This is a genomic window from Ensifer sp. ENS11 (assembly GCF_014851895.1).
In the GTDB taxonomy this organism is placed as follows: Bacteria; Pseudomonadota; Alphaproteobacteria; order Rhizobiales; family Rhizobiaceae; genus Ensifer; species Ensifer canadensis.
This window is the reverse complement of record NZ_JACVAN010000002.1, coordinates 342,324-361,823: the sequence shown is the minus strand read 5'-3', so window position 1 is coordinate 361,823 and position 19,500 is coordinate 342,324. Positions and strand designations below refer to the sequence as shown.

The window sequence follows — 19,500 nt, the reverse complement described above, 5'->3', positions numbered from 1 at the left end:
CTGACAAGCAAACGACAAGATGCTGGCATGCACAACCGCGTCTGGCAGAACAACTTTACAGCGTTGCGCGTCAGATATGACGCGCAAAGGACGCTGTAACGCTTTAAACTCTCTGCATAAATGCCTTTAAGGCATTATGCAGAAGCGGTCTTAGCGTGGTCCAGCAAGGATGAGGGCGCTGCCTATGAGCGCGACGACCATTCCGGTCAGATCCCAGCGATCGGGCCGCACGCCTTCGGCAAGCCACAGCCAGATGAGTGACGCGGCGATATAGACCCCGCCGTAGGCCGCATAGGCTCGGCCGGCTGCCGAGCTGTCGATCAGTGTCAGCAGCCAGGCAAACAGTGCCAGCGACGCCATGCCCGGGATCAGCCACCAGATCGGCTTGTCGAGTTTCAGCCAGGCCCAGAAGGCGAAACATCCTGCGATCTCGGCAAGGGCGGCAAGGGAATAGACGGCATAGGCTGGCATCGATAGCAGATCCTTTCAGCCGTGAAAGGACAGGAAGGCGCTCGGCGATGCAAGAGAGACAGGCAAATTAAAAGGCGCCGGTGGCGCCTTCGGTCAGCTCATGGATTGACGCTGCAGCGTCACGAAGAGAACGAGGCCGGCGCCCTGCTTGCCGATGCCGAGGCCATTGGCCTTGCTATAGGCGAGCGCCCCAACCGGCGCCATCAGCAGGCTGGCAAGTGCAAGAACACGCAGCGAGAGAAAGGCGGATGTGGAAAGGGCGGCCAGCATGTCGGTTTCTCCCTTAGAGCTTGGCTTGGCAGTATTGCGCTGTATGCGCTGTGCAATCCGTCAGCGAGCCGAGATAAGTGTTGCTGCGGCGACGTTCGGTATCTGCGCTGACTGCGGCCGCGAGGGTCATCGCAAAAACAACCATAAGAAGGCTGATAATAGTGAGGCGCCGAGCAAGAATGTCCATGGTTCTGTCCGTTGGTCTGGAGGCGGTTCAAATCGATTGAGCGTGTTTTCGCACAACCAAACTGAACTCTTGCTGATACGGTCGTTCATCTGGCGTTCATCTTGCGATTGAAATAGCCGCCGTTCTCGCGGGGCAGGGCGCGCGCCCAAGCCAACGATGCGGCAGATGGGCGGTCTTTGGCAGGCGGCTGGATGCGCCTGACATTTCAAAAACAAAACCCACCGAAAATATCGGCGGGTTTGTCAACGCTCTGGGAGCGACCCCGATGGCCACCCTTTTGTATCGATCTTAAAGCGCGTCGCGATCTCGCGATTTAAGTTCTTGTTTTACGCATGCCGTTATCGCAAACGCGCGGCACACTTTTGCGCGACATGCTCTAGCTAGAGGCGCGACCAGGTCTGCGATTTGCAGAGAATCTTGAGCACGCAGCCCTTCATCTTCAGCGAGTTGCCGCTGACTGCACCCGAGCCGCTATAGGTCTTGTCGGTTTCGGGATCGGTGATCTCTCCGGAATAGCTGCCATCCGTGCCGGACAGGTTGCCGATCCGCTTGCCGGCGTGTTTGCCAGTCTTCAGCGTGACGCAGAAAGCGCCGCCGCAAGGGGCAATCTCGGCCGTAGCGCCGGTTGCGGTCTTCCAGTTGCCGACGATCGGTTCGGCGGCAACGGCCGTTCCGACGACGCCAAGAGCGAGAGCCGCGGTCATGAACAGGGTACGGTACATTCATTCCTCCAGATAGAAGTTGCCGGCGCGGTCCGCTTCGCCGGCATCTCTGCAGATATCCTCGTTTGAAAGGCAGTCTCCTCACCGCCGCGCGCACGATATCTTACGCGTACGTAAAGGTAAACTGGCTTGAACAAGGCCGTTTATGCTTTTTCTTTGCCGGGTTCAGGCGGAGAAAAATCGAGGAAGGACGGCGTTGGCAGGCCGGGTGCTTGTTTCGTGGTTACCGTTTGGTTGAAATCGGCAGTTGAATATTTCGTAAATTTTTATTCGAATGCGCCGGATTTCCGGCCTTTCGATGTTTAACAAAAACTCAAGTTTACCAAGTGTTTGGACTTTGTTTGTCGCAAATTAATCATGCATTTTAAGCGCGTATTGAAGGCCGTGCTGCATAGTAAGACCCATAAGACGAGCGGAGAAATTCACCCCGCCAAATGACCGAAGACGACGCTGCAAAAGATGGCGCGGTTCGGAAAGGCCCACAAAGAGGCGCGGTCGAACAGGGACCAAAAACGAATGCTGATCTGGAGCATGGTCCGCCTCCAAAGGGCGGGCCGCTTCGGAAAACCAACCAGGCAAAACAGGGACAAGACAATGGCACGCTTTGATATGCAGGTTGCTTCGAATACCGCGATGGGTGGTGAAAACCAGGCGGACGTGTTCTGCGAAATGGGTCTGGCCTATGCGACCGGCCGCGGTCGGCCGGTCGATCTGGTGGCCGCCCACAAATGGCTGAACATTGCCGCGATCAAGGGCTGCGACCGCGCCGTTGATCTGCGCGCTGACCTCTCGATGACCATGAGCAAATCCGACCTCGCAGCCGCGCTTCGTGCCGCCCGCGAATGGATGACCGTTCACTGAACGACAAGGCGGGAGCAAGCTCCCGTCCAGCGGCGCCCGCCAGCGCGCAGGCGCCGGAGATGAAGGCCTATTGGCCGCCTGCCAGTTTGGCCAGAACCTGCGGCAGGGCAGCTTCAAGCAGATCCATCTCCGCTTCCGGCCCGGTGCTGACGCGAATGCAGCGATTGAGCGGGGCTACGCCGGGCATGCGGATGAAGATGCCGTGGTCGCTCATCAGTGTATCGACGATCGCACGCGCATAGACCGCGTCCCGTCCACAATCGATCGCAACGAAATTGGTCGCAGAAACGAGCGGCGACAATCCGTTGCGCCTGGCGATCTCTGCGATGCGTTCGCGCGAATGCGCGATCCTTGCCGTTACCGAGTTCAGATAATCCTGATCCGCAAGCGCCGCCACCGCCGCCGCCACGCCGATCCGGTTCATCCCGAAATGATTGCGGATCTTGTCGAATGCCTGGGCAGTCCCGGGCGTGGTGATGACGTAACCAACCCGTGACCCGGCAAGGCCATAGGCCTTGGAGAAGGTCCGAGTCCTCACGACATTTGGCATGTCGATCAAGCTGTTGATGGCGGGTAGGGCCCCAGCAGGAGCGGTTTCGCAATAGGCTTCGTCAAGAATGAAGAGCGTTGTTTCGGGCAAGGCCCTGGCGAACTCGACGATGCGCTCGGCGTCCCACCAGCTTCCCATCGGATTGTCAGGATTGGCGAAATAGACGAGCGGGGCGTTTTCCTTTTCGACGGCTGCAAGCAAGCCATCGAGGTCCTCGCGATCGCCGACATACGGCACCGTCACCAGCCGGCCCCCGTGACCGACGACGTGATAGTTGAAGGTCGGATAGGCACCGAGCGATGTGACGACCGGCATGCCGGGTTCGATGACGAGCCGCACGATCTGCCCGAGCAGGCCATCGATGCCTTCGCCGATCGCAATGTTGGCGGCAGGGACACCAAGCCGGGCAGCCAGCGCCTGCTTCAGATCATGGTTTTCCGGGTCCGCATATTTCCACGTTCCCGTTGCCGCCTCTCGCATCGCCTGCACGACGCTTTCAGCAGGTCCGAACCCGCTTTCGTTGGCGCCAATACGGGCCGCGATGGCGCGCCCGCGCTGGCGCTCAATGGCCTCAGGCCCGACGAAGGGAATGGTGGAGGGCAGGGATTGGATGAGCGGCGTGAAGCGAGAGAATGCGGACATGCTTTATATAAGGCCCCGTTCGAACAAAGTTCGCGGAACTTAACCCATGCTTCGGCAATGCGGAATCGCCTTGATGAGAAAGCCGTCGCGAATTGTTGCGTTTTGACGCCCGTTGCGCCGGCCGCAGAGGCATCAGCGGCGCTTGGGCGTTTTTGCGTTCTGGCCGGTAAAGAATTCCTGGCGGATGATCTCGCGCAGCAGGCTCTGTTCGATCGGCTTGATGAATTGCACGCCGACGCGATCGCCGTTGCGATAGACCTCGGCGCAGCCGATGCGGAGTGCTGTGCCGATGATATGGAGATAATAATGCTGCGGCAGGCCGATGGTGGTCTGCACGGCAAAGCTGGCGCCACCGCGGGAAATGTCGATCATCCGACAGGTCCTGACAGACACGCTGCCAAGGCCCGGCTGCACCGTCGTCAGGGTGGCGGCATGGCCGATGGAAAAGCGTTCGTAGCGACGCTCGTAGAACGGCGAGGGCACGCAGGAATACATCGTCTGCTGCATCTGTCATTCTCCGCCAACGCCGGATCGCGAAATGCGATCATTGCCAAACTCGGCCTTCGATCGTGGGCAACTCATTCGCCCACGCTTAATCCTCGCGTGAATGCCGAGGTAAGTCGAGTGCAGTTTCGGTTGAGAAGTTTGCAATCCCCTGAAGGAGTTCGATAAAAATCTAACATCGGTCATTTTCCGTGTACCGGAGCCGGCCACAATCAAAAGCCACCGCTTGAAAATTGCATGCGGATCAACCGGCTGATGAAATCGGGCGCCAGCAGCATGTTGAAGCGCACGCCGAGTTCCGCGCCGCTGCGGTGGACCTGGGAACAGCCGATCTCTTCCTTGAATCCGTCGATCTCGAGGAAGAAGTGTTTCGGCACGATCAGTGCGGCATTGAAATCGAGCATGGCGCCGGCGATCGAAATGTGACGCAGCAGGCATTGATATTTGGTCTTTGCCTTGAGGTGCTGGCCAATGATGAGAATCCGGCAGGGACGCTCAATAAAGTAGTGTTGATACGTCGTTGCCAGCTGTCCTGGCTTCGCTTCCGCGACGTGCATTTTCATCGACATGGCAAACTCCGAGAACGCATAGCCTTTCATTGGCGCAGGAAACGCATCAGGCTCGGCCGGAATCACCCGGAGCAAGCGATGCGGCGTCCGGGTTAAGATCGCCTGCTTGCTTCGACCTTGCGGCGGCGCAGACGACGAGCCACCTCAAAAAATATGGCGATCGGAGACATTGAAAGCCCCTGGCTCATACGTAATAGTTTCATTTGGGCATGATTGTGGGGCGTTGGCATCGTCCCGAAGTGCCGTCATTGGGGTTGTGCGCCTCCTCAATCCTGCTCCCGAGGAGTTGGTGGATAAGGGGTGACGCCGGAGGGAAGAGCATGTTTTCGGGGCATTCGTCGCGCTGGCGGTCGTTCGTCATTCTTTTGGTGGCGGTGTCGGCGTTTGCGCCGGCCGAGGTCTTGGCCGCAAAGCGCGTTGCCCTGTTGATCGGCAACGAAAAGTACGAAGCGACCTCGCAACTCAACAATCCCGCCAATGACGTCGAACTGATGAAGGCTTCGTTCGAGGAGGCCGGCTTCGATTCCGTCACCACCGTTCATGACCTCGGGCGCCAGGACATGGTCAAGGCGCTGCGCGATTTTGAAGATCTGGCGACGGGCGCCGACGTGGCGATCGTCTACTATTCCGGCCACGGCATGGAAATGAACGGCCAGAACTTCCTGCTGCCGACCGATGTGCAATTGAAGACGGACAAGGATATCGAGGACGAGGCGATTGGCCTTGATCGGGTTCAGCGCTCGCTCGAGGGCGCAACGAAGCTCAAGCTGGTGATACTCGACGCCTGTCGCAACAATCCGTTCGAGCAAAGCATGACGCGCTCGATCTCGACGCGCGCAGTTTCGCGGGGCCTGGCGCGTGTCGAGCCGGAATCGGCCGACCTGCTTGTCGCTTTCGCTTCCAAGGCCGGAACAGTGGCGCTTGATGGCGAGGGCAAGAACAGCCCGTTTGCCACCGCACTTGCCAAATATCTCACCGAGCCGGGTGTCGATGTGCGAATCGCCTTGGGCAAGGTCCGCGATGAGGTGGTTTCGGTCACAAACCGCGGTCAGGAGCCCTTTGTCTATGGGTCGCTTGGCGGTGCGCAGATCTTCCTGAATATAAAGGAAGTGAACATCAACATCACGAATAACGGCGAGCAGCTCTCGCCGAACAGCCAGTCGGCTGCCGCTGCCGACTGGCAGAACATCCGCGATCTCGCCGACAAAGACCTGATCGATGCCTTTCTCGCCAAGCATGGGTCCGATCCCGTCTACAAGATGTTGGCGGAGAAGAAGCTGAAGCTCCTGGCCGAGGCGGAGCAGATGTCGAGCGTGACCCCTGACGAGATCGCCTGGGATGCCCTCAAGCAATCGACCGATGCCGCCGCGCTGACGCGGTTCCTCGAGCGCTATCCCGACAGCAAGCATAAGGCAGAGGCCGAGCAGCAGATCGCCGCCCTCGAACCACAAAAGGGCCTCAACATCTCGCAGACCGGCAAGGACACGCAGGCTTCGCGCGACTGCTATCTGCTGGCAGGTGAACCTCAGTCGATGCCCGGCTTCGTTGGTGTGAATTTCTTGAAGCTTGATTCCGCCCGCGCACTGACGGCCTGCGCCCAGGCGGTCAACGAAAACCCGGATGACATGATGCTCGTCAATATGTTGGGCCGGGCACAGGATGCCGGACGCGACTATGTCGAGGCACGCCACAATTATCAAAAGGCCGCCGACGGCGGCAATATGTACGCGTTGACCAATCTGGCATGGTTCTCCGTTTACGGCACCGATGGCGCCGTCGATGTCGACCAGGGCCGCCGGATGTTCGAGCAAGCAGCCAAGGCCGGCAATGCCTATGGCCAGGCATCGCTCGGCTGGCTCTATCGCGAGGGCTATGGCGGCATCGCCCAGGATTATGATGAAGCGGCCAGATGGTACCAACTGGCCGCCAACCAGGGTTACGCCAACGCGATGGCGACGGTGGCCTGGTTCTACAGAGAGGGCCTCGGCCTGCCCAAGGACCTGACGCAGTCGCTGTCGTGGTACAAGAAGGCCGCCGAAGGTGGCGACGTCAACGCGATGTCGTCGCTCGGTTGGGCCTACCAGAACGGGCTCGGCACCGAGCAGAACTATGTCGAAGCCAAGACCTGGTATGAAAAGGCGGCCAATGTCGGGGATTCCTATTCCATGGCATTGCTCGGCTGGTTCTACGATATCGGCACCGGCGTCACCCAGGACTATGCTCAGGCCCGCACCTGGTACGAGATGGCGGCGAATGCCGGCAGCGCCTACGCCATGGGAAATCTGAGCCGCCTTTATGACTATGGCCTGGGCACCAAGGCGGATGCGAAGGAGGCGGTGCGCTGGGCGGCAGCCAGCATCGAGGGCGGCGATCCGGCCAAGCTTCAGGAGTTGAAGTCCCAGCCGAGCAATTTCACGCCGGCCTTCCGCAAGGAAATGCAGGCGCTATTGAAGGATCGCGGTTTTTACAGTGGTCCTGTCGACGGGGACTTTGGCGCGGCAACGCTCGATGCGATCGATAGGCTTTCGCGAAAGTCATAGAAACGTGCTGGTGAAAGCTACAGCGCCACGCGTCTTATTAGACGCGCAAAGGTCGCTGTCGCACTTTGGATTGCTGCATGTTTTTATCCTTAAATCGAATACGATCTAAGGAAACATGCAGTAGGCTCGGTCCTGTTCGTCTCGCATTGCTGCCGCTCTCGACCACAGTCGAACCGCTGCTTCCCGTGAGTCTTCGGCCGCGTGAGGGGCTTGGTTCCCCCGGTGCCCACATGAAAATGCGATCATTTCCCGGAAACCGACAAAAAAATCTTGCATTGCCTGCGGTCTGACACTAGTCAGGCGCTAACGGAGAGGTGGCCGAGTGGTCGAAGGCGCTCCCCTGCTAAGGGAGTATACCCGGAAGGGTATCGAGGGTTCGAATCCCTTCTTCTCCGCCATCACCTTCCAAGGTTGAATTTTCCCACTCGTCGCATCTCGGTCATCGGCTGATGGGTCTCGTCTTTACCCATGTGACATCGGTCTAGTCGCGAGCGGGAAAACACTCGCAGCGCCATTCGCGCCAATGTTCATGAATCTCCTCGGCTTTTCTCCGCTCAGAATCAGGCGCTGCGCACGATCAACTGCGAATCTCGCAAATTGATTCTGGTGATTCCCGCTGTCGGAGGGGCAACCCGCAATGTCGATTCTGAGAAATGTGGCGATGCAGCACGTCGCTCCTTCCAAGGAATTTGGCAGCCGGACCGGCGTTTCCCCCCAATTTGGGCCGCTTTCTGCCTCTTTCTGAAACAGGAGATGCCACTTGTCCTTACGCTAAGCTCAAGGGAATAAAGGCTTTTCTTAATCCTTTGTTAATTTTCTCGGGCCGCATGCGGCGATTTTGTGTCGTTTCAGCAACAGGGTTCGGCGAAGGGCGAGGCAAAGCACGCGATCTCATCAGTTGGACGTTGCGCCGATGACCGCGTCTTGTATTTTCAAATCCGGAAGCAAGGGCGGTTGATCGTCCGACTTCTTGAACGTTGGGGATGGGGCAGGGAACGCTGTCCTTCAGCAAAATACCCAGACCCGTTTGAAACTTTTGACTGGAGGTCAGAAATGAACATCAAGAGCCTTCTTCTCGGCTCCGCTGCAGCTCTCGCAGCAGTATCCGGCGCACAGGCAGCCGACGCAATCGTCGCCGCCGAGCCGGAGCCCATGGAATACGTTCGCGTTTGCGACGCTTTCGGCACTGGCTACTTCTACATCCCGGGCACCGAAACCTGCCTGAAGCTCAGCGGCTTCATCCGCGTTCAGGGCTCGTTCGGTTCTGAGGCATCGCAGAGCCGTTACAACCAGGCGAACCATGACTTCGACGGTGACGGCTTCAACGATCAGTCCACGTCGGACTGGGATGTCTTCTCGCGCGCTTACGTCGCATGGGATGCCAAGAGCGACACCGAGTACGGCACGCTCACCGGCTTCTTCGCTGCTGAATTCAATGCCGACAACGACACCGACTCTGGCGATAGCGACTTCATCGACGTTGATGAAGCCTACATCCAGCTCGGTGGCCTGAAGGCCGGTTTCTTCTACAACTGGTGGGATAAGGGCATCAACGGCGAAACCGACACGCTCGGCAACGTCACCGAGTTCAACTCGATTGCCTACCTCTATGACGGCGGCACCTTCCAGGCCGGTATCTCGATCGACGAGCTCGAAGGCTGGTCCACCAAGGCAAACGGCGTTGGCATCTCCGGTATCGTTTCGGCTTCGCTCGGCGGCGTTTCCTTCGACTTGCTCGGCGGCTACGACACCGAGTGGGAAGAAGGCGCGATCCGCGGCTTGCTCTCTGCAGACCTCGGCCCGGGCGTCTTCCAGCTTGCTGGTATCTGGGCTTCGAACCCGAACACCTACTGGGCTCAGTCTGAGTGGAGCGTTGCTGCTTCGTACCGCTTCAACGCAACCGACAAGCTGGCGATCACTCCTGGCGCTCAGTACTTCGGTAGCCTGCAGGATTCCGTCAACAGCTTCGGCGGCGACGATGCATGGCGCGCTGGCGTAACGGTTGACTACAAGATCACCGAAGGCCTCGCTACCCGCGTATCGGTTCAGTACGAAGATGAAGACAACGGCGACGACCAGGTATTCGGCTTCGTCCGCCTGCAGCGCGACTTCTAATCTGATCTGACCTCGGTCAGTTTAGAGAAGCCCGGCTTTCGAGCCGGGCTTTTTCGTTTGGCGCTTTCCATAAAGGAAATGCGATCTCAGGCGGGAGCGCAGGCGCGCGTTCGCTGCTACAGCGCCGCGCGTCCTATTAGACGCGCAAAGGTCGCCGTAGCACTTTGAATTGCTGCATGTTTTTATCCTTAAATCGAATAGGATTTAAGGAAACATGCAGTGGTGAACAAAGGCGGCTATGGCATGCCTGGGGCCGTCGAGATGCAGCAGCGGTGCATGGCCTTGTCCGGCGGCTGTCACGGTCGTCAAGTTGGGATGCCTGCTCTTCATCTCATCGACCGTGGTGCTTGACAGCAGCTTGGAATGTTCGCCGCGAACGACCATCATCGGAAGCCCGGTAAAGGCGTGGAACTGGGGCCAAAGATCCGGCAGCAACATGTCCGACGTCAGCGCCTGCAGTTGTGCCGCAATTGCTGGATCGAAGTCGACGACAGGAATGCCGCCTTCGTCGCGATAGATCGCCCTTGCCATCTGCAGCCATTCGACCTCGTGAAGGATCGGGAAATCGTCTCCGTGTATGGCTTTCAGGTAGTTGGGCGCTGCGGTCCAACTTACCGGTCCGGTCCCTGTGTTGAGATAGTCCCGGATCCCGAGCAATCCCCCGATTTCGATGACAGGCCCGATGTCATTGAGCACGGCCCCTGCTATCAAGCCGGGGGCCAGGCCGATCAAATGGTGCAGGATCAGCCCACCACGTGAGGTGCCGATAAAAATTGCCTTTTCAATAGCGAAATATGCGCACGCGGTGATGACGTCGGACGTTTCGACTGCAACCGTATAGCGACTCTTATCGCCGTCGCGTTCCGAATTCCCGCGGCCACGGTAGTCCAATGAGATAACGGGGTGCCCGCCTCCCGACGACGATGCAAGAAAGGTGGCAAGTTGGTGAAAGTCTCGGCTGTTGCGCGTGAGCCCTGGCAGGCAGATAACCGGAGTTGCCGCTCGTGGCTGAGGCCCAGGTCCGTAGGCCCGCGCGTAGAGCTGCAATCCGCCAACCCCGGGGAAGCGATGTTCCCGAAACGCATCCGCCCCATACTCGTTCATTTCAGCCTCGCCCTCCATCTGCACCCGGGCGGATCGTAGCCATTGAAACGGAAACGGCAAGCAGGCGGTCCGGCGTTCAGGGAATGAAAGGACTCGCCGCTCGCGCTACCTTTTGGACCGCGAGATCGCCGGTCACAGGCTTTAAAACCACGTTTTCGCGCCGATACCGGAGCAGCGGAAACATTGGGAGGGTGCGAGGGGCCGCCGCCCCATCCAGTCTTTTCAGTAGGGCGAATTGCACTGCCGCCGCGGACCACCATAAGGCTGATACGTGTTGTCCCAGGCTCGATAGGACCGATATCGGGCGTAGCACCAGCTGGTATGTGAGCTGCCGCCGGCAACTCCCGGACGGTTGTAGTATCTTGGCTGGCTCAACAAGCCGCCTATGATCGCACCGGCCGCAAGTCCGCCGATGAACGCGCCGGCATCATTATCGTGGTCCCGATAGTATCCGCGGTAACCATCGCGATAATGGCCATGTCTGTCGCCGTAGTAACCGTGCCGGTTGTACCGATAGCCACGGCCGCAATAGGGGAAACCACATCCGCTAGCACTCTTCCGCGCTTCACCGCGCTCGTACGGGAATTGCGCCGGTTGGACATCGGTGGCTTGAGACGCAATCTTCGGGGCGATCGGAAATGCTTGTGCTGGCGGAACGCCACTCATTACTGTCACCACCGACAGGGCGATAACTGTTAACGTCTTCATTGCCTTCACCATTTTCTTCGGGGAGGATGGAACCTTCAAGAAGGGAAATGCGTGACATCGTACTTTGTGCCGCCTTCTGCTATCACGATTATTTGATCATCTCCATTTGTCAACGATAACGACGAACAACCAATCTGAACCTACAGCGCCGCGGGTCTTATCAGACGCGCAAAGGTCGCGGTAGCACTGTGAATTGCTGCATGTTTTATCCTTGAATCGCATACGATCTAACGAAACATGCAGTAGCGTTTCCCGTTGGCACGGGTTCATAGAAGCGCGCTATCTCTTTGTTTTTATGCGATGTCTGACGCACCACCGCTGCGCACTCTTGCTGGAATTGCGCTAAGGTAACTGTCGTCCCATTCTAAGGTCGGCGACTATGTCAGCGCCTTGACCGAGCCTGACCTTGTAGACCTGATAGTTTTCCATCACGCGCTGGACGTAGTTGCGCGTTTCCTGGAACGGGATGCGCTCAATCCAGTCGACGACCTCGTCGATCGGTTTGCCGCGCGGGTCGCCATAGCGGCTGAGCCAGTCCGGTACGCGACGCGGGCCGGCATTGTAGGCAATGAAGGTGAGAATATAGGAACCACCGAAGCTGTTGATCTGCTCGCCGAGATAATGCGCGCCGAGGGTGGCGTTGTATCCGGCATCGCTCGTCAGGCGCTCCTTGGAGTAAGCAAGGCCGTAGCGGCTGGCTACCCCTTTGGCGGTGCCGGGCAGCAGTTGCAGCAAGCCGCGCGCGTTGGCCGTGGAGACCGCCGCAGGATTGAAGGCGCTTTCCTGGCGCGCGATCGCGTAGGCGAGCGCCTTGCCCGAGCCATCGATGTTGGCGGTCGACGGGATGACGCCGACGGGAAAAGCGAGTGCAGCGACATCGATGCCACGGCCAAAGGCGGTCTTGCCGATCTGGAGTGAAAGCTGATGATTGCGGGTCTTTTCGGCGCGTGCCGAAAGGATCGCCAGTTCGCCGGGGCTCGTCAGTTCTTCCGCAAGTGCCCGATAGATGCTGTCGGCACGCCAGCCGTGACCTGCCGCTTCCAGCCGTGCGATGGCGCGAACCGCCTCGCGGTTTTCGAAACGGGCACGGTCTTCCGCTGAAGGGGCGGGATAGGTAACGTTGAGTGCCTTGTGGCCGAGCCGCGCAGCGGCGAGTTGACCGTAGAAGGTGCCTGGAAAGCGGGCGGCATTGGCGAAATAGTCCTTGGCATTGCCCGGTCCGCCCGCTTCCGCCGATCGGCCGAGCCAATACCAAGCGCGGGACGCCGAAAGCGGCCGGTTGGAAACATCAAGGATCCGTCGGAAATGCTGCGATGCTGCGGCCGGATCTTCCATGCCGCGCAGCGCGAACCAGCCGGCGTGAAACTCTGCATCGACGATATCGGTCGCCTCGGTTGCCTTGTGGTTTGCGGCAACTCGGTAGGCGCCGCGAAAATCCCCCTTGTCCAGCAAGCCGCGGCTGACGATCCGTTGTTCGGTCCACCATTCACCGGGATTGACCAACGCGTCCTGATCCCTAGGCATCGTGGCCAGCAGCTTGGCGGCCTCCGCATATTTGTCCTGCTTACGCAGGCTTTCGATACGGATGAACAGATAGGCCGGGTCCTTATGCCATGAGGCGTCGATCGCCGATATCAGCGCAGGGGCATTGGTGCTGCCGCGGCTGACGGCGGCCCAGGCGCGATAGAGCGACTGCGCCTTGCCGAGATCGCTGAAGCGTTCGGCCTGCTCGACGCGGTTGCGATAAAGCAGCATCGTCATCCGCCGTCTGTGGTCGGCAACCGTCAGCAGGCCGGAAAATTCCGACAGGATCTGCGTTTCCACATCCTTGTCGAGCCCCTGCTTGAACCAGAGCGCGCGCAGCCGCGTTGCTGCGGTCGCACTCTGCCCCTGTGCCACCAGCGCGCGGGCAAGGATGATCGTCCCTTCCGTGGTTTCGGGCTGCGTCTGCCCAAAGGCGGCAAGAATATCGGGGGCTGCCGGGTTCTCGCGGTAAAGTGCGCGCTCGGAATGGGCGCGAAGCGATTTGAGGCCCGGCCACCCCTGCAGTTCGCGCTGGGCGTCGGCGATCTCGTAGGAGGGGACGCCACGTTGCCCCGATACGGCGATTGCCCAAGTCAGAATATGACGATCGAGCGTGCCCTCGTGCATGCCGTTTCGAACGGTGATCGCCTTGGTCGGATCCTTGTCGGAAAGCGCATCCAGACCGACCTTCAAGCCGCCCTGAATGGGCGATACCGTCGCCGGGATCGCGCCGGTGATGTCCTTACCCGAAACGCGCCCGACCTTGTCGGAGATTGCGGGTTTGCTGCCCGGTACCGGCACTGTGTTCGAGGCTTCGGAGGAGAGGGCCGACGAGGCCAGAAGCGCTGTGCCGATCATGGCGGCGACAGGCAGAAGAATTGATCCGCGCATCAAGAGCCCCGTGTTTCCCCGTGTCTCACATTCATTTGCCGCCGGATTGCCTAACGAAAGGTTACCGGGGTTTATAGATCACAGCAATCGCACCGCCGCCACCTTAGCACCGGGTGGCGAGCCTCAAGGATTATGCGGCTTGAACGTCAAGCTTTTACGTGAAAACCGGCATGAAATGCCGTGTCACGGCGCTTGCCGCAGCCCCCTCACATGATTATGGTGCGGCAGTTTTTTAACCGTCGATTACGGCCAAAGCGTGAGTGTATGCTCGTCCTTTGAGCCGTCAGGAGTTGTGCATGTTCAAGGGTTCCATTCCCGCTCTCGTAACACCGTTCACCGCCGCCGGCGCGGTGGATGCGGAAGGTTTCGTCGCGCATGTGGAATGGCAGATAAAAGAGGGAAGCTCCGGTCTCGTGCCCGTCGGCACGACAGGTGAATCCCCGACCCTTTCGCATGCCGAGCACAAGCAGGTCGTCGAGCTCTGCATCAAGGCAGCCGCCGGCCGCGTGCCGGTAATCGCAGGCGCCGGCTCCAATAACACGACCGAAGCCATCGAGCTTGCGCAGCACGCCGAAAAGGCGGGTGCGGACGCGGTGCTCGTCGTTACACCCTATTACAACAAGCCCACGCAGAAGGGCCTGTTTGCCCACTATTCGGCGATTGCCGAGAGCGTGAAGCTGCCGATCGTCATCTACAATATCCCCGGTCGCTCCGTCGTCGACATGAGCGTCGAAACCATGGCCGCGCTTGCCAAGGCCCATTCGACGATCATCGGCGTGAAGGATGCCACCGGCAAGATCGAACGCGTATCCGAGCAGCGCATGGCCTGCGGCAAGGATTTCGTTCAGCTTTCCGGCGAAGACGCAACGGCGCTCGGCTTCAACGCCCATGGTGGGGTCGGCTGCATTTCGGTCACGGCAAATGTCGCGCCGCGGCTTTGCGCCGAATTCCAGCAGGCCACCCTTGCTGGCGATTATGCCAAGGCACTGGAATATCAGGACAAGTTGATGCCGCTGCACAAGGCGATCTTCATGGAGCCTGGCCTGTGCGGCGCCAAGTACGCGCTGAACCGTCTCGGCCGTATGAGCCGCGCGGTTCGTTCGCCGCTGCTTTCGACACTGGAGCCGGCAACGGAAGCCGCAATCGACTCGGCGCTCAGACATGCAGGATTGATGAACTGATGGCACCCAAGGGAAGCCAGCGCACGGTCAAGAAGATTGTCGCGGAAAACCGAAAGGCCCGCTTCAACTACGAGATCGTCGACACCTACGAGGCCGGCCTGGTTCTGACCGGCACCGAGGTGAAGTCGCTGCGTGAAGGCAAGGCAAACATCGCCGAATCCTACGCCACCGACGAGGGCGGGGAAATCTGGCTGATCAATTCCTATCTGCCGGAGTACCTGCAGGCAAACCGATTCAACCATGAGACCCGCCGCCGTCGCAAGCTGTTGCTGTCCAAGCGCGAGGTCAACCGGCTGCAGGGGGCCGTCAATCGCGAAGGCATGTCGCTCATTCCGCTCAAGATCTATTTCAACGATCAGGGCCGGGCGAAGCTCGAGCTGGCGCTCGGCAAGGGCAAGAAATTGCACGACAAGCGTGAAAGCGCCAAGGAGCGCGATTGGAACAGGCAGAAGAGCCGACTGCTGAAAGAGCGCGGCTGAACGCAGCCGCACTCTCGCCCCGACGCCCTGCCTAAAAATTTTTTTCGTTGTTTGGCGAGTGACTGGTTCGCTCAGATCCCAACGGGGTCGGCTACCGGCTCGACATGTTGCCGGGGAACGCGTTCCGATGGGTCACGGCCGATTTCGGCCCGCAGCGTGACGAGATCGATGAAGTGATCCGCCTGTCGGCGCAGGTCATCGGCGATCATCGGTGGCTGGGTCGACATCGTCGATACCACCGAAACCTTGCGACCCTTCCGCTGCAGCGCTTCGACGAGCGTGGTGAAGTCGCCATCGCCCGAGAAGATCACCAGATGATCGACGGTTTCTGACTGTTCCATGGCATCGATCGCAAGTTCGATGTCCATGTTGCCCTTGATCTTGCGGCGACCGAGCGAGTCCGTGAATTCCTTCGCAGGCTTGGTCACGACCTTGTAACCGTTATAGTCAAGCCAGTCGATCAGCGGACGGATCGACGAATATTCCTGGTCTTCGATGAGAGCCGTATAGTAGTAGGCGCGTAGCAGATAGCCACGCTTTTGAAATGCCTTGAGCAGTTTGCGATAGTCGATGTCGAAACCGAGGCTCTTCGACGCGGCGTAGAGGTTGGCGCCGTCGATAAAAAGAGCGATTTTCTCGCGAGGGTCAAACATCGTTATTCCTTTTTGGTGCGCATCACATTCGGGTAAGCGGCCCGTCGGCGGATGCGCGAAAATACGGCGATTACATTAATAATTGCTGATATTGCAAATAATGTAGTTAACCACTTGCATTATTCCAAGCGGCGGCACGCGAATATAGCTAGTTTTAGCAGTTGCTGCAGTTCGTCCACATCGGAAATCTGCAGTTTCTACCAGGCGTTTCCGGTTTGTATTAGAAAATGCAACTAGGGTGTGTGAATACAAAGTCCAGCCCGTCCGCGTCGCATTTTATCACGCAGTAAAGGATGATGTGAGCGCTCCGTGCAGGAAAAACTTGAACTTATGCTGTTTTGATTGTATCCGGGCGGCTAATTCCAGAAATCGGAGCCGACGAGGCCGTCATCCGGCGGCCGTTCCGGTCTCGTGTCGTTAATCCGTGCTGCGGCGATGATCGCCGCGCTTTGAGCCCAAAAGGACAGGCAATGGCCCGCGTCACCGTCGAAGATTGCATTGACAAGGTCGACAACCGTTTCGAACTCGTGCTGCTCGCCAGCCACCGCGCCCGCCTGATCTCGCAGGGCGCAGCGATCACCATCGATCGCGACAATGACAAGAACCCCGTCGTGGCTCTCCGCGAAATCGCCGACGAGACGCTCTCGCCCGGCGACCTCAAGGAAGACCTGATCCACTCGCTGCAGAAGCACGTCGAAGTGGACGAGCCCGAGCCCGATCCGGCTTCGCTGGTGCAAGCCGATGCCGACACGACTTTTGCCGAGACGGCGGAAGACGACGACCAGCCGGAGGCAATCACTTTCGACCGCATGTCGGAAGAGGAACTTCTGGCCGGCATCGAGGGCCTCGTGCCCCCGGAAAAGAGCGACGACTACTGAGATCCGTAACGGAACAAGCGTTCCCGCGTGTTTTCAAAGCAGTGCGCCACTCGTATGATTGGCGCACTTTTTTTATTGTCTTTTCCCATGGAGCCGCCAGCGAATGATGCGCCAGTACGAGCTCGTTGAGCGCGTTCAGAAATACAAGCCCGACGTCAATGAAGCCCTGTTGAACAAGGCTTACGTCTACGCGATGCAGAAGCACGGGCAGCAGAAGCGGGCAAGCGGCGACCCCTACATTTCCCACCCGCTGGAAGTGGCGGCGATCCTTACGGAAATGCATCTCGACGAATCGACGATCGCAGTCGCGCTCTTGCACGACACGATCGAGGATACGACCGCGACCCGGCAGGAGATCGATGATCTCTTCGGCGAGGACATCGGTGCGCTTGTCGAGGGCCTGACCAAGATCAAGAAGCTCGATCTCGTCACCAAGAAAGCCAAGCAGGCGGAAAACCTGCGCAAGTTGCTGCTCGCGATCTCCGACGACGTGCGCGTCCTCTTGGTCAAGCTTGCCGATCGTCTGCACAACATGCGCACGCTCGACCATATGACGCCCGAGAAGCGGGCACGCATCTCCGAAGAGACGATGGACATCTATGCGCCGCTCGCCGGCCGCATGGGCATGCAGGATATGCGCGAGGAGCTCGAAAACCTCTCGTTCCGCCATATCAATCCGGAGGCCTTCGAAACCGTCACCCGCCGCCTGGAAGAGCTGTCCGAGCGCAATGAAGGCCTGATCAAGAAGATCGAGGACGAATTGACTGAGCTGCTCCAGACCGAGGGGTTGAAGGGCGCGCAAGTCAAGGGGCGGCAGAAGAAGCCCTATTCGGTCTTCCGCAAGATGCAGTCGAAATCCCTGTCCTTCGAGCAGCTTTCCGACGTCTGGGGCTTTCGTATCGTCGTCGACGATATCCCGTCGTGCTATCGCGCGCTTGGCATCGTGCACACCCGCTGGCGCGTCGTGCCTGGCCGCTTCAAGGATTATATCTCGACGCCAAAGCAGAACGATTACCAGTCGATCCATACGACCATCGTCGGCCCGTCGCGCCAGCGCATCGAACTGCAGATTCGCACGCGCCGGATGAACGATATCGCCGAATACGGTATCGCCGCTCACTCGCTCTACAAGGACGGCGAGGGGGTCTCGACGGAAACCGCCCTGTCGCCGACCTCGAACGCCTATTCCTGGCTGCGGCGCACGATCGAGTCGCTCGCCGAAGGCGACAACCCGGAAGAGTTTCTCGAGCATACCAAGCTCGAGCTTTTCCAGGACCAGGTGTTCTGCTTCACGCCGAAGGGGCAGCTGATTGCGCTGCCGCGTGGCGCGACGCCGATCGACTTTGCCTATGCGGTCCACACCAACATCGGCGACACCTGCGTCGGCGCCAAGATCAACGGCCGCATCATGCCGCTGGTCACGCGCCTCAACAACGGCGACGAAGTCGAGATCATCCGTTCGGGCATCCAGGTGCCGCCGCCGGCGTGGGAAGAAATCGTCGTCACCGGCAAGGCGCGCTCCGCCATCCGGCGCGCGACGCGCGCTGCCATCCGCAAGCAATATGCCGGCCTCGGCTATCGCATTCTGGAGCGAACCTTCGAGCGCGCCAGCAAGACGTTTTCACGCGAAGCGCTGAAGCCCGCGCTGCATCGGCTTGGACATAAAGAGGTCGAGGATGCGATCGCGTCGGTTGGCCGCGGCGAACTGTCGTCGCTCGACGTGCTGCGCGCGGTTTTCCCCGACCATCAGGACGAGCGCGTCACCGTCAAGCCGAACGCCGACGATGGCTGGTTCAACATGCGCAGTGCCGCCGGCATGGTGTTCAAGTTGCCTGGCCGATCCAAGGAGGCGGGCGAGCCGGCGCAAGCGGAAGGTCCGGAAGCGCTGCCGATCCGAGGGCTCTCGGGTAACGCCGGCGTGCATTTCAGCGCGGCGGGTGCAGTTCCGGGCGACCGTATCGTCGGCATCATGGAGAAGGACAAGGGGATCACCATCTACCCGATCCAGTCGCCGATCCTGCAGAAGTTCGACGACGAGCCGGAGCGCTGGATCGACGTGCGTTGGGATCTGGACGAGGCCAACAGCAGCCGCTTCATGGCGCGCATCGCCATCAGCGCCTTGAACGAGCCGGGCACGCTGGCGGAGGTCGCCCAGTCGATCGCGACGAGCGACGTCAACATCCGCTCGCTTTCCATGGGGCGTGTGGCTGCCGACTTCAGTGAGTTGCAGTTCGATCTCGAGGTCTGGGATCTGAGGCAGCTGAACCACCTGATCACGCAGTTGAAGGAATTGCCGAGCATCTCCACGGTCAAGCGCCTCTTCGAGTGAAGGGGCGCCGCTCGACTTTCGCATAGCTGCCGAACCGTCACCACCGGCGCCGTTGCTTCCGCCTTCCGTCGGGGTCTCGCCTTGGCAGGCGGATCATGACCGGCACTTTCTTCTTCTTGCCTCCGTCTGTCTGGCCGTCCGTGAGGGTTGGCGATACTCGCATTCGGCGGTGAAGTTTGGGCCTGTGCGCGTCCGTTTTGCGCAGTTGCCTTCAAAACAGGCAGGTCGGGGCTTGAAAAACGGCAAGGCATGCTTGTTGCGCATGGCTGCTGTCTCTTCCTGGCTCTGGTGGAACAGTGACCTCTAAACTATCTTCTGCATG

At 59.4% G+C, this 19,500-nt stretch carries 18 protein-coding genes and 1 tRNA gene; 8 read left to right on the top strand and 11 right to left on the bottom strand.

The features are described 5' to 3' along the window. Positions 1 to 150: 150 nt before the first annotated feature. The 4 genes from IB264_RS05830 to IB264_RS05815 form a co-directional block, all read right to left on the bottom strand. Entirely contained in the window at positions 151 to 471 is a 321-nt protein-coding gene (locus IB264_RS05830) for a YnfA family protein (RefSeq protein ID WP_025426367.1), read from the bottom strand. Positions 472 to 564: 93 nt separating this feature from the next. Next, on the bottom strand, positions 565 to 741 hold the full coding sequence (locus tag IB264_RS05825; RefSeq protein WP_162174731.1) for a hypothetical protein: 177 nt from the start codon (positions 739 to 741) through the stop codon (positions 565 to 567). Between the two features lie 13 nt (positions 742 to 754). Then, positions 755 to 928 carry a hypothetical protein gene (locus tag IB264_RS05820; RefSeq protein ID WP_025426369.1) on the bottom strand — a complete coding sequence of 58 codons (174 nt, stop codon included), beginning with the start codon at positions 926 to 928 and terminating at the stop codon, positions 755 to 757. Between the two features lie 380 nt (positions 929 to 1,308). Further along, positions 1,309 to 1,650 carry a DUF2147 domain-containing protein gene (locus tag IB264_RS05815; protein ID WP_025426370.1) on the bottom strand — a complete coding sequence of 114 codons (342 nt, stop codon included), beginning with the start codon at positions 1,648 to 1,650 and terminating at the stop codon, positions 1,309 to 1,311. Between the two features lie 594 nt (positions 1,651 to 2,244). Here IB264_RS05815 and IB264_RS05810 point away from each other — a divergent pair. Then, on the top strand, positions 2,245 to 2,511 hold the full coding sequence (locus tag IB264_RS05810) for a sel1 repeat family protein (protein ID WP_025426371.1): 267 nt from the start codon (positions 2,245 to 2,247) through the stop codon (positions 2,509 to 2,511). Between the two features lie 67 nt (positions 2,512 to 2,578). On the opposite strand, the gene IB264_RS05805 is transcribed toward IB264_RS05810, so the two are convergent. The 3 genes from IB264_RS05805 to IB264_RS05795 all read right to left on the bottom strand — a co-directional run bounded on the left by IB264_RS05805 (position 2,579) and on the right by IB264_RS05795 (position 4,842). Next, the gene (locus IB264_RS05805) at positions 2,579 to 3,703 is read right to left on the bottom strand and encodes a pyridoxal phosphate-dependent aminotransferase (RefSeq protein ID WP_025426372.1); all 1,125 of its coding nucleotides are present in this window, start codon (positions 3,701 to 3,703) and stop codon (positions 2,579 to 2,581) included. Between the two features lie 132 nt (positions 3,704 to 3,835). Then, on the bottom strand, positions 3,836 to 4,210 hold the full coding sequence (locus tag IB264_RS05800) for a PilZ domain-containing protein (RefSeq protein ID WP_025426373.1): 375 nt from the start codon (positions 4,208 to 4,210) through the stop codon (positions 3,836 to 3,838). Positions 4,211 to 4,419: 209 nt separating this feature from the next. Then, positions 4,420 to 4,842, bottom strand: a complete 423-nt coding sequence (locus IB264_RS05795; RefSeq protein WP_244445421.1) for a hypothetical protein — start codon at positions 4,840 to 4,842, stop codon at positions 4,420 to 4,422. Positions 4,843 to 5,096: 254 nt separating this feature from the next. On the opposite strand from IB264_RS05795, the gene IB264_RS05790 reads away from it, so the two are divergent. From IB264_RS05790 to IB264_RS05780, 3 genes are all read left to right on the top strand, one after another. Then, positions 5,097 to 7,316: a caspase family protein gene (locus IB264_RS05790; RefSeq protein WP_025426375.1), complete on the top strand. Its 2,220-nt coding sequence runs from the start codon at positions 5,097 to 5,099 to the stop codon at positions 7,314 to 7,316. A 308-nt stretch (positions 7,317 to 7,624) separates the two neighbouring features. Next, positions 7,625 to 7,714: transfer RNA gene (locus tag IB264_RS05785), tRNA-Ser, on the top strand. A 655-nt stretch (positions 7,715 to 8,369) separates the two neighbouring features. Beyond that, complete coding sequence (locus IB264_RS05780) at positions 8,370 to 9,431, top strand: porin (protein WP_025426376.1); 1,062 nt, start codon at positions 8,370 to 8,372, stop codon at positions 9,429 to 9,431. A 204-nt stretch (positions 9,432 to 9,635) separates the two neighbouring features. Here IB264_RS05780 and IB264_RS05775 read toward each other — a convergent pair whose 3' ends face one another. The 3 genes from IB264_RS05775 to IB264_RS05765 all read right to left on the bottom strand — a co-directional run bounded on the left by IB264_RS05775 (position 9,636) and on the right by IB264_RS05765 (position 13,658). Then, positions 9,636 to 10,535: an alpha/beta fold hydrolase gene (locus IB264_RS05775; protein ID WP_025426377.1), complete on the bottom strand. Its 900-nt coding sequence runs from the start codon at positions 10,533 to 10,535 to the stop codon at positions 9,636 to 9,638. 222 nt (positions 10,536 to 10,757) lie between these two features. Then, positions 10,758 to 11,243: a BA14K family protein gene (locus IB264_RS05770; protein WP_081788894.1), complete on the bottom strand. Its 486-nt coding sequence runs from the start codon at positions 11,241 to 11,243 to the stop codon at positions 10,758 to 10,760. A gap of 342 nt (positions 11,244 to 11,585) precedes the next feature. After that, positions 11,586 to 13,658 carry a lytic transglycosylase domain-containing protein gene (locus IB264_RS05765; RefSeq protein WP_025426378.1) on the bottom strand — a complete coding sequence of 691 codons (2,073 nt, stop codon included), beginning with the start codon at positions 13,656 to 13,658 and terminating at the stop codon, positions 11,586 to 11,588. Positions 13,659 to 13,954: 296 nt separating this feature from the next. Between IB264_RS05765 and dapA the strand changes: the two genes are divergently transcribed. Further along, positions 13,955 to 14,839, top strand: coding sequence for a 4-hydroxy-tetrahydrodipicolinate synthase (gene dapA, locus IB264_RS05760; protein ID WP_025426379.1), 885 nt, complete (start codon positions 13,955 to 13,957; stop codon positions 14,837 to 14,839). Further along, a complete protein-coding gene (smpB, locus tag IB264_RS05755; protein WP_025426380.1) occupies positions 14,839 to 15,318 on the top strand; it encodes an SsrA-binding protein SmpB in 480 nt (159 codons plus the stop codon). The genes dapA and smpB overlap by 1 nt, the downstream gene beginning before the upstream one ends. A gap of 71 nt (positions 15,319 to 15,389) precedes the next feature. Here the strand turns inward: smpB and IB264_RS05750 are convergent, their stop codons facing one another. Beyond that, the gene (locus tag IB264_RS05750; RefSeq protein ID WP_025426381.1) at positions 15,390 to 15,971 is read right to left on the bottom strand and encodes an NYN domain-containing protein; all 582 of its coding nucleotides are present in this window, start codon (positions 15,969 to 15,971) and stop codon (positions 15,390 to 15,392) included. A 470-nt stretch (positions 15,972 to 16,441) separates the two neighbouring features. Here IB264_RS05750 and rpoZ point away from each other — a divergent pair, with 470 nt between their 5' ends. After that, complete coding sequence (rpoZ, locus tag IB264_RS05745; protein ID WP_025426382.1) at positions 16,442 to 16,849, top strand: DNA-directed RNA polymerase subunit omega; 408 nt, start codon at positions 16,442 to 16,444, stop codon at positions 16,847 to 16,849. A gap of 103 nt (positions 16,850 to 16,952) precedes the next feature. Then, entirely contained in the window at positions 16,953 to 19,178 is a 2,226-nt protein-coding gene (locus IB264_RS05740; RefSeq protein WP_025426383.1) for a bifunctional (p)ppGpp synthetase/guanosine-3',5'-bis(diphosphate) 3'-pyrophosphohydrolase, read from the top strand. Positions 19,179 to 19,500 lie beyond the last annotated feature (322 nt).

What these genes read in the sequence shown, in the direction of transcription:
- IB264_RS05830 (WP_025426367.1), bottom strand. Translation starts at nt 471, where the DNA reads ATGCCAGCCTATGCCGTCTATTCCCTTGCCGCCCTTGCCGAGATCGCA.
- IB264_RS05825 (WP_162174731.1), bottom strand. Translation starts at nt 741, where the DNA reads ATGCTGGCCGCCCTTTCCACATCCGCCTTTCTCTCGCTGCGTGTTCTT.
- IB264_RS05820 (WP_025426369.1), bottom strand. Translation starts at nt 928, where the DNA reads ATGGACATTCTTGCTCGGCGCCTCACTATTATCAGCCTTCTTATGGTT.
- IB264_RS05815 (WP_025426370.1), bottom strand. Translation starts at nt 1,650, where the DNA reads ATGTACCGTACCCTGTTCATGACCGCGGCTCTCGCTCTTGGCGTCGTC.
- IB264_RS05810 (WP_025426371.1), top strand. Translation starts at nt 2,245, where the DNA reads ATGGCACGCTTTGATATGCAGGTTGCTTCGAATACCGCGATGGGTGGT.
- IB264_RS05805 (WP_025426372.1), bottom strand. Translation starts at nt 3,703, where the DNA reads ATGTCCGCATTCTCTCGCTTCACGCCGCTCATCCAATCCCTGCCCTCC.
- IB264_RS05800 (WP_025426373.1), bottom strand. Translation starts at nt 4,210, where the DNA reads ATGCAGCAGACGATGTATTCCTGCGTGCCCTCGCCGTTCTACGAGCGT.
- IB264_RS05790 (WP_025426375.1), top strand. Translation starts at nt 5,097, where the DNA reads ATGTTTTCGGGGCATTCGTCGCGCTGGCGGTCGTTCGTCATTCTTTTG.
- IB264_RS05780 (WP_025426376.1), top strand. Translation starts at nt 8,370, where the DNA reads ATGAACATCAAGAGCCTTCTTCTCGGCTCCGCTGCAGCTCTCGCAGCA.
- IB264_RS05775 (WP_025426377.1), bottom strand. Translation starts at nt 10,535, where the DNA reads ATGAACGAGTATGGGGCGGATGCGTTTCGGGAACATCGCTTCCCCGGG.
- IB264_RS05770 (WP_081788894.1), bottom strand. Translation starts at nt 11,243, where the DNA reads ATGAAGACGTTAACAGTTATCGCCCTGTCGGTGGTGACAGTAATGAGT.
- IB264_RS05765 (WP_025426378.1), bottom strand. Translation starts at nt 13,658, where the DNA reads ATGCGCGGATCAATTCTTCTGCCTGTCGCCGCCATGATCGGCACAGCG.
- dapA (WP_025426379.1), top strand. Translation starts at nt 13,955, where the DNA reads ATGTTCAAGGGTTCCATTCCCGCTCTCGTAACACCGTTCACCGCCGCC.
- smpB (WP_025426380.1), top strand. Translation starts at nt 14,839, where the DNA reads ATGGCACCCAAGGGAAGCCAGCGCACGGTCAAGAAGATTGTCGCGGAA.
- IB264_RS05750 (WP_025426381.1), bottom strand. Translation starts at nt 15,971, where the DNA reads ATGTTTGACCCTCGCGAGAAAATCGCTCTTTTTATCGACGGCGCCAAC.
- rpoZ (WP_025426382.1), top strand. Translation starts at nt 16,442, where the DNA reads ATGGCCCGCGTCACCGTCGAAGATTGCATTGACAAGGTCGACAACCGT.
- IB264_RS05740 (WP_025426383.1), top strand. Translation starts at nt 16,953, where the DNA reads ATGATGCGCCAGTACGAGCTCGTTGAGCGCGTTCAGAAATACAAGCCC.